This is a genomic window from Enterococcus sp. DIV0183 (genome assembly GCF_050541505.1).
Classification (GTDB): Bacteria; Bacillota; Bacilli; order Lactobacillales; family Enterococcaceae; genus Enterococcus; species Enterococcus faecalis.
On the sequence record NZ_CP172932.1, the window covers coordinates 882,501 to 899,937 of the forward strand.

Below are 17,437 nucleotides of genomic sequence, written 5' to 3' on the forward strand. Positions count from 1 at the left end.
TTTTCTAGAATACATAAAAAAACCATCTCAAAAAAATGAGATGGAAAGTTAAGTGAGAGAGTGATAAGTATAGTGCGAATAAATACAAGGGTTACAGAAGAATGTGGGGGTTCTGCATCATCGTCATTAAATGTTCCTGCAGTGGGAATATGAATTTCTGTCATATTATATTCAATAACTTGAACTGTGATGATTGCAACAGTTCCAATGATTGCTAACATAGTAGTCATACTTTCACTCCTCTCTTAATTTTAAATAAAAGTACTTAACTGATTGACTAGAGACTAAAAAGATACATCAACATGAACGTTGATCTTTAGCACTATACAACGTAAAGATCACTCTTAGCTATTTTGAGAAAAGCCTTCTCCTCGACCAGTCTTGTTCTACTCATTGGTATCTCTCGACATTTCTGAGCAATAGCCTATGTTTGTATAGGAGCCTCACCTAACTTATTACAAAGAAATAATAGTCTTTTAAGTAACTCTTTGTCAAGACATAAGCAGAAGTCAAAACAGTTCTATTTACAAATGAATGCGACGAACCATTTCTTCTGTTATTTGTTCTACAATATCAATGGTTGTTTTTGGCGAACGTTGATTTCTGGGGATATCGATTGAGTAAATTTTGGCAATACGACCAGGATTTGCATCCATTAATACAACCCGATCAGAAAGTTGAACTGCTTGTTGAACATCATGCGTGATCATCACAATTGATTTAGTCGCAATTTGATTGTTTAGCCAAATTTCTAATAAATCGTTAGATAATTGGCTGGCTGTAATGATATCTAAAGCTGAAAAAGGTTCGTCTAAGAGCAATAAGCTAGGTTCGATGGCTAAAGCACGAGCAAAGCCTACACGCTGTTTCATTCCACCAGATAACTCTCTGGGATAAGCTTTTTCAAAACCAGTTAAACCAATCATTTCAATGAGATTACTGACTCTTTTATTTATTTGTTCGCGAGAAATTTCTTTACGGTTTTCTAAGCCAAAGCTGATATTTTTTTCAACTGTCAACCAAGGAAAAAGGGCAAAATGTTGAAAAACCATGCCGATATTGGCATCAGGCTCATTAATGATTTTATCTTCAAAAGTAATTTCACCTCTAGTTGTACGAAGAAGTCCAGCAATACTTCTGAGCAACGTTGATTTTCCTGTTCCTGATTGTCCGATAATACTTAAAAATTCATTCGTTTTAACTGTTAAATCAATATTTTCAAGGACTTTTAAATGTTCTGAATGTCCTTCAATTTCAAATTCTTTATATACTGATTTTATGCTTAATAATTCTTTATTTTCCATCGTCTTATTAGATAGGTCAAGGGAAATCACCTATCGTTCTCCTCTCTAGTTTATCTTAAAAATTTAGTCGAGTTGAGTCGTCCAGCTATTAATAGTGAAATTTTTGTTTTGCTGCTCGATATAAAGGTTGCCAAACAAAGGCGATACATAAACCAACAACGAAACACATCGCTAAGGTTCCTAAGGCAGATTTATCTTTTACGCCATCGTTTGCCGCAATATATTGTCCTAGGCCAGTAACATCTATTGATTTTTTGCCCCATTGAATGCTTTCTGCTGCGATATCAGCGTTCCAAGCAGCACCAGCAGCGTTAATAATTGCTGTAATGAGGTAAGGTAAAATAGAAGGGATCAAAAATTTTGTCCACCATTGCCATTTAGATAATTTAAAAAGTTTGGTTACGTCACGAATATCATCAGGGATGGCTAAGTAGCCAGCAATTACATTAAAGAAAAAATACCATTGGCAACCAACCATGATGAGTGGTAAAATCCACCATTCTAATTTGTTGAAGCCCATACTAATAATCAACACAATGAATGGAGTATAAACATTTGACGGAATGGAGCCTAAAATTTGTCCAATCGGTTGAACGATACTTAAGCGCCGATTATCATTCGCAACCCAGATTGCTAAGGGAGTAAAGATAATGCCAGCAACGACCATGGCCAAGGTAACCCGTAGCGTAGTATAAAGGGTTAATCTAGGAATCATGCTGAAATCTTGATGGGGCAAGAAATGATAGAGCTTAATAGAACAATAAACTCCGATAATGGTTAAGCTGACATACCATAATGTTTTGAAGAAATGGCGTAATTTTGCTAGTAATCGATAGAGATAGTCTAGCTTGAAAAAGTACCAAACTTTTGGTAAATCGTAAATCCAAAAATGACTGAATTTTACAAAAGCTTTTGAAAAGTATCTCGTTAAAGTTGCTTTTTTTAATAAATGATAAATGATGGATTTAGGTGGCGTCGTACTTTCGACATCTGTTTCATATTTAAAATAATAAGTGGCTCGAACTAAAGGTTGAAAAACTAAAAAGTTTAAAATCACCACATTGATTAATAAGGCAAAAACAGCCCATAAACAGGATTTAAAGTCGGCTCGATTTAATGCTACTTGGATATAAGAACCAATTCCTGGTAAATAAAGGTTGGTTTCTTTAGGAAAGGCAACAGAAGCTTGTTCGCTGGCCACCAAGGCAAACCAAGCCGCAGTTTGAGAAATAATAACGTTCCAAAGTAAGCCAGGAATTGAGTAAACAAATTCAAGCCGCCAAAATTTTTCCCAAGCATTGTACTTGAACTGATCGGTCACATTGACTAGATCTGAAGGAATAACTTCCATTATTTGATAAAGAGTCAACATGATGTTCCAAGCTTGACCTGTGAAGATGGCAAAAATAGCAACCGCTTCTGCGCCCATCACATTTCCTGGAAATAAACCAAGTAACCAAGCAGTTGTAAAGGTCAAAAAACCTAGCAATGGAACAGATTCAAGGAAATTAACTAATGGTAAAATGACTCTTCGTGCCGTTTTATATTTTACGGCTAAAATACCAAAAATAAAGGAAAACAGGAAGGACCAAGCCATACCCACAATCATTCGAAACATGGTTCGAATTGAAAAGTAAAAAAGATTTGATGGAGATAAGAAATCATCTGTTTTACTTGGTGTTGCGAGGAATTCTTCTGAGGGAAGGGTGTGGAGAGGGCGATTCATTTTTAGCCAAGAGAAGACGATGATAAAAATGAAAATGCCTAAAATGATGAGCAAGGTAAGATTCCCGATACTTTTAGCAAGTAGGGTATTTTTCTTAGATGATGCAGTGACAGCTTTCAATTTAAAAACCTCCAATTAATCATATTAAAGAGGTCGCCGAATAAAAGAAGAAGATTATAGGGTAATCACAATAATTGAGCTTTGGCTTTCTGAGACGTAAGAAAAAAATTCTAGTTATCTTAGGAAAGCCTTAATTCGACAATCCCTGCTTTACTCGTTACTGTCTCTCGACATTTCCGAGCGATAACCTGTGTTCTTCAGAGTAACCTCACCTAATATGATTCTATTTGATTTACATGCTTATCATACTCGTGACTAAAAATAAAACAATTTCTAGCTGGTTATACCTGAATTACTGTTTGTTGTTATTCTATTCAATGATTCTTAAAAAGATTGCCCACATTCTGTTTTTTTTAGGGAGAAATTATCAGATGAGTATGTTATGTAACGCAAGGTGAATAGTATAGGATGTTGTATTTTTAGTTTGTCTCGTTTACTGTTAAAGATGTAAGTAGTAACTATAAGTGAATGGCTAAAAAAATTAAAAGTAATCTAGCACCTAAATTAAACAACAAAGAAATTTGTTCAGAAGAAAGGAAATTATGATGATTATTTGGTTAAACGGTGCGTTTGGAGCCGGAAAAACGACCATTGCACATGAGTTACAACAAAAACTTCCCAATGCAATCATTTATGATCCAGAAATTATTGGTAGTGCATTGATGGAGTTAGTTCCCGAAGAAATGAAAGAAAATGATTTTCAGGAGTATCAGGAATGGCGTTGCTGGAATGCTCATTTATTAAAACGAATGTCCAAAGAGTCTGGACGGCCGATTATTGTTCCAATGACCCTTTATAAAAATGAATATGAAGAAGAGCTGATTGGATATCTGAGACGAGCAGGCATTGACGTTTATCATTTTTTGTTAGCGGTCGAGAAAGAAGAAATTTTACAAAGATTATTGAAAAGAAATGATGGAACTTTTGAATGGGGGAAAAATAAGTTGCCCGAAGTACTTGAAGGTTTTCGTCAGATTCAGTTTACCGAGATTTTTAGAAATCATTCAGCTGACACGACAGAAATTGTAGCATCCATTCTTAATAGAATAACCGAATAAAAATAAAATAAGGGACCTAAGCCGAAATGACTTAGGTCCCTTATTTTCTACTTCTTAAGATAATCAACTACCAGCTACCCTGATTTCTTCAAACTTTAAGACCGCACATTTACGACAATCTATTTTTACACTGTCAAAATTTTCTTTCAAGTCTTGCATTTTGTTATTTTTAGCAGTATATTTTAGGTGTACCTAAAATATATTAGAGGTTAACCTTCTAACGGGAAGGGCCTTTTAAAATTATTGCAAAACGAAAGAAGGAATTGAATTGAAAAATTCAGAAGAACATGAACCAAAGCAAAGACATCATTTGATTGAATATGCAAATGGTCCTTCGCTTGAAGAAATTAATGGCACCATCGACGTGCCTAAAAATATGAGTTTTTGGAAAACGTTATTTGCTTACTCAGGTCCAGGAGCATTGGTAGCAGTGGGGTATATGGATCCAGGAAACTGGTCTACTTCAATTACTGGGGGACAAAATTTTCAATATTTATTGATGTCGATTATTTTAATTTCCAGTTTGATTGCAATGTTGCTCCAATATATGGCTGCTAAATTAGGCATTGTTTCACAGATGGATTTAGCACAAGCGATTCGTGCTAGAACTAGTAAGACGTTAGGTATTGTATTATGGATTTTAACAGAGTTAGCAATTATGGCTACAGATATCGCTGAAGTTATCGGGGGCGCAATTGCCTTATATTTATTATTTCATATTCCTTTAGGTCTGGCTGTCTTCATTACGGTATTTGATGTTTTACTTTTGTTGTTATTGACAAAAATTGGTTTTAGAAAAATTGAAGCTATTGTTGTTGCTTTAATTGTTGTTATTTTTGTGATTTTTGCTTATCAAGTGGCATTGTCAAATCCAGTATGGGGAGATGTAATTAAAGGGCTGGTTCCTAGCGCAGAAGCTTTTTCTACATCACATGCGGTGAATGGGCAAACGCCACTGACAGGTGCATTGGGGATTATTGGTGCAACAGTGATGCCTCATAATTTGTATTTACATTCTTCTGTTGTACAAAGTCGTAAAATTGATCGTAAAGATAAAACCGATATTCAACGCGCTTTACGCTTTTCAACTTGGGATTCTAATATTCAATTAACGATGGCATTTTTTGTTAACTCTTTGTTATTGATTATGGGTGTGGCCGTTTTTAAATCCGGCAGTGTCAAAGATCCTTCATTCTTTGGTTTGTTTGATGCTTTATCAAATCCAGCGGTTATGAGTAATTCTATTTTAGCGCATATTGCAGGTTCTGGAATTTTATCGATTTTATTTGCGGTAGCCTTATTGGCATCAGGACAAAATTCAACAATTACAGGAACCTTAACTGGTCAAATTATTATGGAAGGGTTTATTCATATGCGTGTGCCAATTTGGTTACGTCGGATGGTCACACGTTTGTTATCTGTTATTCCTGTCTTAATCTGTGTTTTAATGACCAGCGGGAAAAGTACAGTGGAAGAGCATATTGCGATTAATAATTTAATGAACAATTCACAAGTTTTTCTAGCATTTGCTTTGCCATTTTCGATGTTGCCTTTACTGATGTTTACAGATAGCCGTGTTGAAATGGGTGAACATTTTAAAAACTCGTGGTTAATTAAATTGTTAGGCTGGGTTTCTGTCATTGGCTTAATTTACCTCAATATGAAAGGCTTACCTGATCAAATTGAAGGATTTTTCGGTGATAATCCGACAGCGAGTCAAATTACGTTAGCCGATAATATTGCCTATGTCATCATAGCACTCGTCATCCTCTTGTTAGTTTGGACGGTTGTGGAATTATATAAAGGCGATAAACGATACGCACAGCAGCTTGCAGCTATGGAGCAACAAGTAGAGGAGGTTAAATAATGAAATTTTCAAAAATTATGGTTGGTGTTGAAGAGTCGCCAGATGCGTTAAAAGCATTTCATTATGCTATCCAAAAAGCAAAAGAAGAACAAGCTGAATTGGTTATTGTTTCGATTTTAGAAGAGAAAGAGATTAATGTTTACCAATCGTTAGATAAAAATTATTGGCAAGAACAGTTGGCGAAATTAGAGAAACAAACGGAAAAATATCAACAAGAAGCGTTAGCGAATGGCATCGATAAAGTAAGTGTAATTGTCAATGAAGGAAATCCAGGGGAATTAATTATTAATAAGCTTATTCCTTTGAATAAACCAGATTTGTTAATTATTGGCTCCAAGTCAACTAGCAAATTAAAAAGCTTTTTTGGTAGCCAAGCAGCTTATATGGCTCGATATGCCCCAATTTCTGTAATGATTATTCGCTAACAAAATTGAAACAGTTAAAAAAGCCGCCACGATTTACTATTCGTGGTGGCCTTTTTATAGTAATTTTTGTTTATATAAATAAACAGCCAAACTTAGTTGTAGCGAACTATCAGGAAATTCTAAAGTTAAGTGAAGAATCTCTTCTATTTTTTTTAAGCGGTAAATAATTGTATTACGATGTACATACATATTTGTGGCAGTCAACGAAATATTTTTATTCGACTGAAAGTAGGTGTTGATGGTTTCTAGTAGGGAACTTTCATGTTTTTGATCTTCTTTTTCCAATGGTTCAATCAATCGTTGATATATTTTTTGTTTGGCTTGTTTGGTCAGGGTTTCGATCATTAAACGATAAAAAAAGAGGTCGTCATAATTCAAAATAGTTCGTTGTTGTAATTCTTGACTTGCTTGTGCTAAGTGGAATGTTTCTTGTGCTAATTTATAAGAATCACACAGATTGGTGATTTTTTTGACAGTTGGCCCAATCGCTAATTTAAATGATAATTTTGGATTCAGTTTCATTAGTTGCTCTAGTAAATTCTTGGCAAGATGAGTGGTTTGTGCAAGGTAGGTGGCTTCCTCTTGCGCTGGATTTTCTAGTAATAAAATAAAGCCAGTTTGTGTAGGAAAGGCAGTAATTTTTTGTCGATATCCTTCTAAAATATGATTCAATTGATGGCCAATGCTATTCATTTGAATAGTCGGATTAAACAGTTGTTCCAATTGTTCAATGGCTACAAGCAAGAGACTAAATGTATCTTTTTCATTTAATTGCAGATAATTACTAAATTCTTGCCAAGCTTGAGGATTGGTATTTTTCTCTTGGATAAGGTCTTGAAACAGCGCCCCGATCTTTTGCCTCGTTGTTAAATTTTCCGAAGATTCTAATTGAAGTTGTGGTAAAAGGTAGTGAGCACAGACCTCCACAGATAATAAATCAATCGTCTGTAATTTTTTGGTAGTTTGCCAAATCACTAAGTAAGATAAGCTGAGATTTTTCTTTTTGATGGGTAAAATTCGCAAAGATAACTTATGGCTCGCTAAGGAAAATTCAACAGTCAATGGTTCTTTATAAAATAATAGGAGCTCATTGTTCTGGGCTTTTAAAGCTGTCTCAAACTGTTTTTTGAGAGTCGCGTTGTTTAAAATACTGGTGATTCTTGTTGGCGCATCAGGTAAATCAAAATGATTCATAATCTGAAAACGCTCGTCTAAAAGCATTACAGGCGCTTGAATCGCGGCACTTAATACTTCCAGTAATTGGGTACTTTTTCCGCCAGCTTTGATAATTGTATAAAATTTATTATGCATATGAACAGAATGTTGGCTAATCGTTTCGTCAGGTTGATTGACTCGGCGATTGACCAATGAAATAATTTGAGAAAAGTTGTAATTATAAGGGATTGAGAGAATTGGTAATCCGATGTCATTCGCTAATTGGATCATCTCTTGTGGAACTTCATTGAAATAACGTTGGACTTTAAAGCCTAGAGCAGCGCAGTTCATATTTGCTAGTTCTTGAATAAGACGTTTTTGCAAGCAAGGCTGATCTTTGAAAATATAGCCGGTAGTTAATAAAATTTCTCCTGGCGTTAACCAGTCAAAAGCATCAGGATTTTCTAAAATATTTGCTTGTAGAATTGGCGCATCTAAATTGGTCTCGTGCGTCAATAAGGTTAAACCAGGTAGTTCTTCTGCATGGAGTAGATCATTGACCGTCATCATTAGCAAGGCCTCCTTTTGTATGAATTATCTAAAAATTAAGTGTATTTATTGTAAGATGTTACAAAACTATTTTAGGGAAAATAAGGTATCCTTATACTAATAGAAAAAAGTTCCAAGTCATCACGTGATTGGTAGTCACAAATGACCAAATAAGAACAATCAGCGCTTACAACCTATAGAAACGCATCGTTTAAAGATATAGCAATAGTATACTTAATTTTTAATGCTTTTACTATTGTTTCAGCTACTTTAAATTTCTCAAGTATTTCTATAATCTGTAAGTTTTTTGAGACTCTTATCAGATATGCTTCTTTTTCTATATTTTATCAGAAAATTCTGGTAACTTTGAAGGTTATAGTTTGTAAAATGGAGGGATCGGTATGAAGAAATTAAAAATGTTAGGATGCGTCGGTTTGCTTTTAGCTTTAACGGCTTGTCAGGCGGGAACGGGAAACTCGGCTGATAGTAACAAAGCAGCGGAACAAAAAATTGCAATTAGTTCTGAAGCGGCTATTTCGACAATGGAACCACACACAGCGGGGGATACGACCTCGACTTTAGTCATGAATCAAGTTTATGAAGGACTCTATGTTTTAGGTAAAGAAGATGAATTAGAGTTGGGGGTCGCTGCCGAAGAACCAGCAATTTCTGAAGATGAAACCGTTTATACATTTAAGATTAGAGAAGATGCCAAATGGTCGAATGATGATCCAGTAACAGCAAATGACTTTGTTTATGCATGGCAACAAGTTGCTTCCCCTAAATCAGGATCGATTCATCAAGCGTTATTTTTTGATGTCATTAAAAATGCTAAGGAAATTGCTTTAGAAGGCGCAGATGTGATTACTCTTGGGGTTAAGGCGCTAGATGATAAAACGTTAGAAATAACTTTAGAACGGCCCACCCCTTATTTTAAATCATTACTTTCGTTTCCTGTTTTGTTTCCACAAAATGAAAAATATATCAAAGAACAAGGGGATAAATATGCCACTGATGCAGAACATTTGATTTATAATGGTCCTTTTAAATTGAAAGAATGGGATAATGCCTCTTCTGATGACTGGACCTACGAAAAAAATGATACGTATTGGGATGCTGAAAAAGTTAAATTATCAGAAGCAAAAGTTTCAGTAATTAAGAGCCCAACGACAGCGGTGAATTTGTTTGACTCGAATGAATTGGATGTAGTGAATAAGCTAAGTGGTGAATTTATTCCTGGTTATGTTGATAATCCAGCCTTTCTTTCAATTCCTCAATTCGTCACATACTTTTTAAAAATGAACAGTGTTCGTGATGGAAAAGAAAATCCGGCTTTAGCGAACAACAATATTCGTAAAGCGTTGGCACAAGCTTTTGATAAAGAAAGTTTTGTAAAAGAAGTCTTGCAAGATCAATCAACGGCTACAGATCAAGTAATTCCGCCGGGACAAACGATTGCGCCAGATGGAACAGATTTCACAAAACTAGCTGCTAAGAAAAATAACTACTTAACCTACGATACAGCGAAAGCAAAAGAATTCTGGGAAAAAGGGAAAAAAGAAATTGGGCTGGATAAAATCAAATTAGAATTTTTAACAGATGATACAGACAGCGCCAAAAAAGCTGCTGAGTTTTTCCAATTTCAATTGGAAGAAAATCTAGATGGATTAGAAGTGAATGTTACTCAAGTTCCTTTTACTATTCGTGTTGATCGTGATCAAACGAGAGACTATGATTTAGAATTATCTGGTTGGGGAACCGATTATCGTGATCCATTAACAGTTATGCGCATCTTTACTTCGGATAGTACCTTGGGCGGCGTAACGTTCAAGAGTGATACGTATGATCAATTAATTCAAGAAACTAGAACAACACATGCGGCTGATCAAGAGGCTCGTTTAAATGACTTTGCTCAAGCACAAGATATTTTGGTGAATCAGGAAACGGTTTTAGCACCAATCTACAATCGAAGCATTTCTGTATTAGCTAATCAAAAAATCAAGGATATGTATTGGCATTCATTTGGACCTACGTACAGTTTAAAATGGGCTTATGTTAACTAATTGAATGAAGGTAGGAAGGGGTTTGTCATGCTTTTAAAAAACTGTAAATTAGAAACAGGATTTTCTACTGTGAATCAGCGAATTGTTGCGACAGAAACAGCTAGCTATGATATTCGAATTGAAAACGAGGTCTGTACTGCGGTCGCACCGCAGTTAAGGCCTTTAGAGAACGAAACAGTTATGGATGTGAATCAGCAACTCGTTTTACCTGCTCTAAGAGAAATGCATATTCATATTGATAAAACGTATTTTGGGGGACCTTGGAAGGCCTGTCGTCCACTAACGAAAGGAATTTTAACACGTATTGAAGAAGAAACTTGGCTGTTACCTGAACAATTACCAACTAGTTTAGAACGTGCTTGCCAAGTTATTGAGCAGTATATTCAACAAGGCCATTATCATATTCGCAGTCATTGTAATGTAGATCCATCTATTGGAACGAAACATATTGAAATTACTAAAGAAGCATTTAGTCGATATGAACAATACATTACTCATGAAATTGTGGCTTTTCCTCAACACGGATTACTCCGCTCACAAGTCGAACCTTTGATGCGCGAAGCCTTACGCATGGGGGCAACTCATGTCGGTGGCGTTGATCCAGCCCTTGTGGATCGTCATGTGGATCATTCAATTGCAAAAATATTTGAATTAGCTACCACATTTAATAAAAAAATTGATGTTCATTTACACGCCCGTGATACTTTGGGACTTTATGAATTTAATAAATTTGTTGATTATACAGAACAAGCAAAAATGTTTGGCAAAGTTACTTTAAGTCATGCTTTAGCCTTAGGGAGCTTAGAAGAAGCAGCAATTAGAGACATTGCGCAAAAATTCATCGAAACAGGTATTGATTTGACTTCGACTGTACCAATTGGAATGCCCACCATGCCGATTCCAACCTTGGTTGAACAAGGTGTTAAGATCTCCGTGGCTCATGACAGTTTGACGGATCATTGGTCGCCTTTTGGCAGTGGCAATACAATAGAAAAATTAAATACAGCCGCTCAAAGGTTTAAAATTAGCGATGAGTATCGCTTGAATCGTTTATGGGGCTTAGCGAGTAATTTTGTAACGCCTCTTGATCCTAACGGGCAGCGAGTTTGGCCTAACGTCGGCGATTCTGCAGATTTCCTACTATTTAATGCTGAGAGCACTGCTCACGTGATTGCACGCCAACAGCCAATCCAACAACTGATACTAAAAGGACAACTGGTTGAAGCCGTTCAAAAGGGGGAAAAAGAATGACAGCATCCATTGTTTATTTGAATAATGTTCGTTTAGAAACTGGTTTTGCTAAAGACCACCACGAATTAACGTATACTAAAACCGCACGCTATACTTTAGCGATTCAAGAAGGCAAAATCCAAGCGATTATTCCGCAAAATCAAGTCACTGAAAAGCAACAAGGCACTGATTTAAACGGACAACTGGCTATTCCCGCTTTTCAAGAGAGCCATAATCACTTAGATAAAACCTACCTTTCATTAGGTTGGCGTGCTAGCCAACCTGTTAAAAATTTAAAAGAGCGTTTAGCAGACGAAGCCAGTGAACTTAAATTGTTAGCTCCGTCAACAGAACAACGAGCGACGGCCATGATTGAAAAATTGATTGGGTATGGAGCCTCTTATATTCGGACACATGTCAACATTGATCCTTATGTAGAACTAGAAAACTTCTGGGGCGTCAAAAGAGCCTTAGAAAAATATGCGCATGTGATTGATTATGATATTGTTGTCTTTCCACAGCATGGATTATTAAAAAATCCCCAAACGGTTTTACTCATGAGAGAAGCTCTAAAAAATGGTGGAACAATGGTTGGTGGTTTAGATCCTGCAGGCATTGATTATGCAATTGAAGAATCTTTAGAAACTATTTTCGATCTGGCAGAAGAATTTCAAGTAGGAATCGATATCCACTTGCATGATACGGGGGAAGTTGGCGTTTATACAATTGATAAATTTTTAGACATTTTGGAAGAACGAAAATTTACTCAGCGAACCGCTATCAGTCACGCCTTTGCGCTGCTAGATGTACGTCCAGCAGAAAAAGAAAAACTATACCAACGCTTGGCAACGCATCAAACGGCGATTATGTCTACAATTCCCTATGATCCTCGTTATTTATTGCCACCAATTGATGTGTTACGCCAAGCTGGTGTATCGGTTCATTTAGGTAGTGATGGCTTTTTTGACTCTTGGAGTTCTAATGTTTCAGGTGATTTATTTGAAAAATTACGTAATTTTTGTGAAATGACAGGAAAGATTACAGAAGAGCAACTTACTCAAGCTTACGTCCATGGCTGTGGCAAAGAAGCACCTTTTTCATTTGAAGAAGAACGTCTTTGGTTTACAGAAGGCGACGAAGCAAACTTTATTTTTACAGAAGCAGCTTCTACAGCAGAAGTGATTGCTAGAAAACCACAGAAACGCCAGATTATGTTGAAAGGACAATGGGTTTAACTTGCTTTAAAATTAGGTAGAAATAGAATGCTAAAAAGCCAAACAGAGGAAACGGGGTTCAGCTCTGAGCAACGCACAGTGTCATTCCTGCGGTTACTCGTCACAGTTTAATGCGTATAAAGTGCTTCTGCTCACAACGTGTATCAGCTTTTCAAGTTTGTTTGACTCACTTTAACATAGCACTTTTGCGTATCTTCCTTTATAATAAGACAAAATGAAGGAGATGAACCAAGCATGACTGAACAAACGAGAGAAAACAAAAAAGCAGCCTACGAATTGTGCTTACAACAATTGAGCGGTTTGTTAGAAATAGAAACGGATGCTATTGCAAATTTAGCAAACTCGTCCGCGTTACTTGCACAAACATTACCAGACACCGTTTTTGCTGGGTATTATTTATATAAAGATGAAGAATTAGTTTTGGGGCCTTTTCAAGGGAAAGTCTCTTGTACCAGAATTAAAATGGGCAAAGGTGTCTGTGGTGAGTCCGCGGAAAAACAAGCTACATTGATTGTTGATAACGTGAAGACACACGCCAATTATATTTCTTGTGACTCAGCTGCGATGTCTGAAATCGTTGTACCGATGGTAAAAAATCATCAATTGGTCGGTGTTTTAGATATTGATAGTGGTGTAACAAATAGCTATGATGCGGTTGACCAACTGTATTTGGAAAAATTTGTTACCTTGTTACTAGAAAAATCAGATTTTTAAGCAGACTATTTTTGCTTTCTGACAAATCATGAGAAAATAAAGTATAAAATTTGATCATGAAAGAAGGTGAGTCATTTGTTAGAGCTGTATATAAATTTTAAAGGTGAAGCAAAAGAAGCAATTGCGTTCTATGAAGATGTTTTTGATACAAAATGTCAAAATTTAATGACTTTTGGCGAAGCACCTGAAGATCCTGAGCATCCTATAAACGACGAGATAAAGGATTTAGTGATGAACGCAAGTATCATTATTGAAGGAACCTATGTAATGATTTCAGATGTTCCTGATATGTTTGGTTTTGAAGTTACGGAAGGAAATAACCTTTCGCTCGTGGTTAGCACAGATGATGATGAAAAAATTGATCGCTTATTTAAGCGATTATCTGAAGGTGGCACTGTTACAATGCCGTTATCTGAAACTTTTTGGTCCAAAAAGTATGGTTCCCTAAAAGATCAGTTTGGCATCCATTGGATGTTTAATTATTATGAAGAAGATTAAAAAAATCCCCAATCCGTTATTTTCATTGGATTGGGGATTTTTTATTCATGAAAGAATTGCTTCTTAGCGATTTGATACTGCCGTTGCTTTTCTGTCCAAAATTGCTGATCGTTTTCATCAATTTTGCGAATGACTTTTGCTGGATTACCCCCAACAATCGTGTTGGCAGGAACGTCTTTTGTAACCACAGCACCAGCAGCAACAATAGCATTTTTTCCAATTGTAACGCCAGGTAAAATGGTGGCACTTCCGCCAATCCACACGTTATCTTCAACAATAATTGGCGTACCGAATTCTAATTCTGCAGTTCGAATCGTTGGATCAATTGGATGGCCGGCAGTATAAAAACTAGCACGAGGGCCAACCATGACATTATCACCGAAGATGATTTTGTTTACATCTAAAAAAATGCAATCCATATTTGCATAAAAATTTTCTCCTACCTCAATATGGCGACCGTAATCTACATGGAGGGGTGGGGTGATATATAACTCATTGCCAGTTTTTCCTAATAATTCTTTTTCTAGGGCCACAATTTCTTTCACATTATCGATAGGAAGTTGATTGATTTTTTGAGCTAACACCTTGCCTTTTGTTGATTTGTTTTCGGGTAAAATGGTGGGGGCGTAATATAATTCACCTTTTAACATTTGCATATAATCAAAGTCATTTTGTTTCATGTAAGCGCTCCTTTAGGCTTTTTCTCTATTGTATCAAATCAATACAATAAGTCGAGGAATATGTAAAATAAAAAAGGACAGATAGCAAAATAGCCTTGCTTATCTATCCTTTATCTAAGGTTATCCAATTTTTTTAACTCTCCCGCCAATTTTATCTGCTAATTTTTGTGCTTCTTTTTCAGAGTGGTAAACTAAACAACCTGATTTATCTCGCGTACGTTTACCATCTGCAGTTAAATAGCCATGAAAAAATTTGATTGCATACATAGACATCACCGCCTTTCTAATTGAAAATAGTGTAAATGGAGCGATTAAAAATGTCAAATAATAGAAGTGCTCTTAACCATTCTTATCTTTTTTAGTTCGAAGATAAGCTTGGTTAAGAGCATCTTTTCACTTAATAAATTAGTTTGAAACGGGTCGTTGAGTGAAATTCCTGTTCAGGTGAGAGGGTGATAGAACCGAACAACGGAAATCTTTCAGCACCAGGACAGACTTGGGTTTCAAATGTGAGCGCTCCGTGATTGACTAATTTTTGCCCTTGAATATCGGGACCGTTATCAGCAAAATTTGCTGAAAAAATAACAACTGAAGGTTGATCAGTGAACATTTCTAAGGTGATATCTTTAGTAGGACTTTTTAAGATAACATCTGGGTTAATTAAATCATGATTGGTTAAGATGAAAGGGTGATCGAAGCCGTTCATCTTTTGAATTTGTTCATCGTTACTTGAAAAAACCTCAGCTAATTTTTTAGGTTTTTGTAAATCAAAAGCTGTCTGGTCGACGGAAGCTAATTCTCCAAGCGGTAAAACTCTTTCATCAAGCGGGACAAACTTTTGGGCATTTATTTGTAACTCATGCGCATCAATGGGGATTGCAGGATTTCCAGTTAAATTAAAGTAGACATGATTGGTTGGATTAAAAAGTGTTTGTTCATCTGTAGTTGCCTGATACTCAATTTGCCATTCATTTTCTTCAGTCAATGTATACGTGACTGAAACAGTGAGATTTCCAGGAAAACCATTTTCACCAGCAGGACTCTCTAGCCAAAATTTCACAGAAGGATTCGCTTGTGCCTCTTGGATTTCGCTGTGCCATTTTTTACTTTCAAACCCAGGTGTGCCACCGTGAAGTGTTGTTTGAGTAGGAGTATTAATCATCGTTTGATACTTTTTACCCGCTAGTTCAAAGGAACCATCGGCAATTCGGCCAGCTGTTCGACCAATTGTTGCACCAAAATATAAGTCTTTAGACAAATATTCATCTGCTGAGGGAAAGCCTAGCACGAGTGATCGGGATTCATTTTTTGTAAGAGGAACGTCGAGCGCAACAATTCGCGCACCAAAATCTGTTGCTTTTAAAGTCACACCATTTTTATTCGTCAGTGTGTAAAGAAGCATTCCTTGTCCAAATGATTCAGTTGAAATAGTCAAAATAATCAATCCTTCCTTTAAGTAAATATTTAGTAAATTTAATTTTGTTTTTTAGATTATTTAAATAGTCGAAAAGAAACACTAAGAAAATAAATCTTTATTTAATTGTATTGTACACGTTTTCAACCGAAATGACAATTAAGGAAATATTTGCAAAAGTTTAGTAAATATTATACAATTTGTTTACTAGTGAAAGGAGCGATTAGTGATGGAAGAACTGTTAATGAATCGATTTGTAGAAATATTTGGTGAGAAAGGGACAGCCTGTTATTTTGCCCCTGGAAGAATTAATTTGATTGGTGAACATACAGATTACAATGGCGGTCATGTTTTCCCAGCGGCTATTACGTTAGGGACATTTGGTGTGGCAAGAAAAAGAGACGACCAAAAAATTCGGATGTTTTCTGATAATTTTAAAGAGGTTGGTCTCATCGAATTTTCATTAGAAGATTTAACCTATTCAGATTCGGATGATTGGGCAAATTATCCTAAAGGCGTTTTAAATTACTTGATTGAAAGCGGACACAATATTGATTCTGGCTTAGATGTGCTCTTCTACGGTACGATTCCTAATGGTGCTGGCTTGTCTTCTTCTGCTTCTATTGAACTTTTAATGGGAACGATCTGTAATGATTTATATGCTTTACACTGTCCAATGCTTGAATTGGTGCAAATCGGTAAAAAAGTGGAGAATGAATTTATTGGCGTTAATTCAGGAATTATGGACCAATTTGCCGTAGGGATGGGAGAAAAAGATCAAGCTATTCTACTAGATACCAATAATATGCACTATGAAATGGTTCCCGCCAAATTAGGTGAGTATACGATTGTCATTATGAATACTAACAAACGCCGTGAATTAGCAGATTCAAAATATAATGAACGCCGTGCAGAATGCGAAGAAGCCGTTCGTTTGCTTCAAAAAGAGTTATCTATTGAATTTTTAGGTGAATTAGACAGCGAGACATTTGAACAATATCAAGTATTGATTGGAGATCCAGCGTTGATTAAACGAGCGCGTCATGCCGTCACAGAAAATGAACGAACTTTATTGGCAAAACAAGCGCTAACTGAAGGGGATTTGGAAGAATTTGGCTTATTATTAAATGCCTCACATCGTTCGCTAAAAGAAGATTACGAAGTAACTGGCATTGAGTTGGATACCTTAGTGGCTTGTGCGCAAGAACAACCAGGCGTTTTGGGCGCACGGATGACTGGTGCAGGGTTTGGCGGTTGTAGTATTGCTTTGGTACCAAAGCGAAATATAGATGCATTTATTGAAGCTGTTGGCCAGAGTTATCAAGATAAAATTGGCTATGCTGCTGATTTTTATCCTGCATCAATTGATGATGGTGCCAGAAAGTTATTTTAGAAAGGA

At 36.2% G+C, this 17,437-nt stretch carries 16 protein-coding genes and 2 riboswitches (1 of these 18 running past the window's edge); of the genes, 9 read left to right on the top strand and 7 right to left on the bottom strand.

All coding sequences use genetic code 11. The features are described 5' to 3' along the window. The 3 genes from IGK72_RS04470 to IGK72_RS04480 all read right to left on the bottom strand — a co-directional run. A protein-coding gene (locus IGK72_RS04470; protein ID WP_002397866.1) for a hypothetical protein crosses the window boundary here: on the bottom strand, positions 1-230 show its 5' portion. 22 nt of this gene lie to the left of the window's left edge; the window shows 230 of its 252 coding nt (coding positions 1-230); its start codon is at positions 228-230; the stop codon falls past the left edge of the window. A 64-nt stretch (positions 231-294) separates the two neighbouring features. Further along, a riboswitch (M-box (ykoK) riboswitch) is annotated at positions 295-462 on the bottom strand. 62 nt (positions 463-524) lie between these two features. Then, a complete protein-coding gene (locus tag IGK72_RS04475) occupies positions 525-1,304 on the bottom strand; it encodes an ABC transporter ATP-binding protein (protein WP_002360638.1) in 780 nt (259 codons plus the stop codon). An 88-nt stretch (positions 1,305-1,392) separates the two neighbouring features. Continuing rightward, on the bottom strand, positions 1,393-3,165 hold the full coding sequence (locus tag IGK72_RS04480; RefSeq protein WP_070415955.1) for an ABC transporter permease subunit: 1,773 nt from the start codon (positions 3,163-3,165) through the stop codon (positions 1,393-1,395). Between the two features lie 44 nt (positions 3,166-3,209). Then, a riboswitch (M-box (ykoK) riboswitch) is annotated at positions 3,210-3,377 on the bottom strand. Positions 3,378-3,692: 315 nt separating this feature from the next. Between IGK72_RS04480 and IGK72_RS04485 the strand changes: the two genes are divergently transcribed. The 3 genes from IGK72_RS04485 (at position 3,693) to IGK72_RS04495 (ending at position 6,500) form a co-directional block, all read left to right on the top strand. Beyond that, positions 3,693-4,208, top strand: a complete 516-nt coding sequence (locus IGK72_RS04485) for an AAA family ATPase (RefSeq protein WP_031324135.1) — start codon at positions 3,693-3,695, stop codon at positions 4,206-4,208. 268 nt (positions 4,209-4,476) lie between these two features. Next, positions 4,477-6,075, top strand: a complete 1,599-nt coding sequence (locus tag IGK72_RS04490; RefSeq protein ID WP_002382010.1) for an Nramp family divalent metal transporter — start codon at positions 4,477-4,479, stop codon at positions 6,073-6,075. Next, positions 6,075-6,500 carry a universal stress protein gene (locus tag IGK72_RS04495; RefSeq protein ID WP_002358161.1) on the top strand — a complete coding sequence of 142 codons (426 nt, stop codon included), beginning with the start codon at positions 6,075-6,077 and terminating at the stop codon, positions 6,498-6,500. Before IGK72_RS04490 ends, IGK72_RS04495 begins: the two co-directional genes overlap by 1 nt. Before the next feature lie 54 nt (positions 6,501-6,554). On the opposite strand, the gene IGK72_RS04500 is transcribed toward IGK72_RS04495, so the two are convergent. Continuing rightward, positions 6,555-8,225: a PucR family transcriptional regulator gene (locus IGK72_RS04500; RefSeq protein ID WP_070415954.1), complete on the bottom strand. Its 1,671-nt coding sequence runs from the start codon at positions 8,223-8,225 to the stop codon at positions 6,555-6,557. Between the two features lie 380 nt (positions 8,226-8,605). Between IGK72_RS04500 and IGK72_RS04505 the strand changes: the two genes are divergently transcribed. The 5 genes from IGK72_RS04505 to IGK72_RS04525 all read left to right on the top strand — a co-directional run bounded on the left by IGK72_RS04505 (position 8,606) and on the right by IGK72_RS04525 (position 13,944). After that, the gene (locus tag IGK72_RS04505; RefSeq protein ID WP_070415953.1) at positions 8,606-10,267 is read left to right on the top strand and encodes a peptide ABC transporter substrate-binding protein; all 1,662 of its coding nucleotides are present in this window, start codon (positions 8,606-8,608) and stop codon (positions 10,265-10,267) included. Further along, positions 10,268-11,518, top strand: coding sequence for an amidohydrolase family protein (locus IGK72_RS04510; protein WP_002360629.1), 1,251 nt, complete (start codon positions 10,268-10,270; stop codon positions 11,516-11,518). Next, positions 11,515-12,732: an amidohydrolase gene (locus IGK72_RS04515; protein WP_002406990.1), complete on the top strand. Its 1,218-nt coding sequence runs from the start codon at positions 11,515-11,517 to the stop codon at positions 12,730-12,732. Before IGK72_RS04510 ends, IGK72_RS04515 begins: the two co-directional genes overlap by 4 nt. Before the next feature lie 234 nt (positions 12,733-12,966). After that, positions 12,967-13,446 carry a GAF domain-containing protein gene (locus tag IGK72_RS04520; RefSeq protein ID WP_002360627.1) on the top strand — a complete coding sequence of 160 codons (480 nt, stop codon included), beginning with the start codon at positions 12,967-12,969 and terminating at the stop codon, positions 13,444-13,446. 66 nt (positions 13,447-13,512) lie between these two features. Continuing rightward, complete coding sequence (locus IGK72_RS04525; RefSeq protein ID WP_002382065.1) at positions 13,513-13,944, top strand: VOC family protein; 432 nt, start codon at positions 13,513-13,515, stop codon at positions 13,942-13,944. A 41-nt stretch (positions 13,945-13,985) separates the two neighbouring features. On the opposite strand, the gene IGK72_RS04530 is transcribed toward IGK72_RS04525, so the two are convergent. The 3 genes from IGK72_RS04530 to galM form a co-directional block, all read right to left on the bottom strand. Continuing rightward, complete coding sequence (locus tag IGK72_RS04530; protein ID WP_002379300.1) at positions 13,986-14,624, bottom strand: sugar O-acetyltransferase; 639 nt, start codon at positions 14,622-14,624, stop codon at positions 13,986-13,988. A 120-nt stretch (positions 14,625-14,744) separates the two neighbouring features. Next, on the bottom strand, positions 14,745-14,891 hold the full coding sequence (locus tag IGK72_RS04535) for a hypothetical protein (protein WP_002384758.1): 147 nt from the start codon (positions 14,889-14,891) through the stop codon (positions 14,745-14,747). Between the two features lie 130 nt (positions 14,892-15,021). Beyond that, positions 15,022-16,026, bottom strand: a complete 1,005-nt coding sequence (gene galM / locus IGK72_RS04540; protein WP_070415959.1) for a galactose-1-epimerase — start codon at positions 16,024-16,026, stop codon at positions 15,022-15,024. 241 nt (positions 16,027-16,267) lie between these two features. On the opposite strand from galM, the gene IGK72_RS04545 reads away from it, so the two are divergent. Then, entirely contained in the window at positions 16,268-17,431 is a 1,164-nt protein-coding gene (locus IGK72_RS04545; protein ID WP_023894928.1) for a galactokinase, read from the top strand. Positions 17,432-17,437 lie beyond the last annotated feature (6 nt).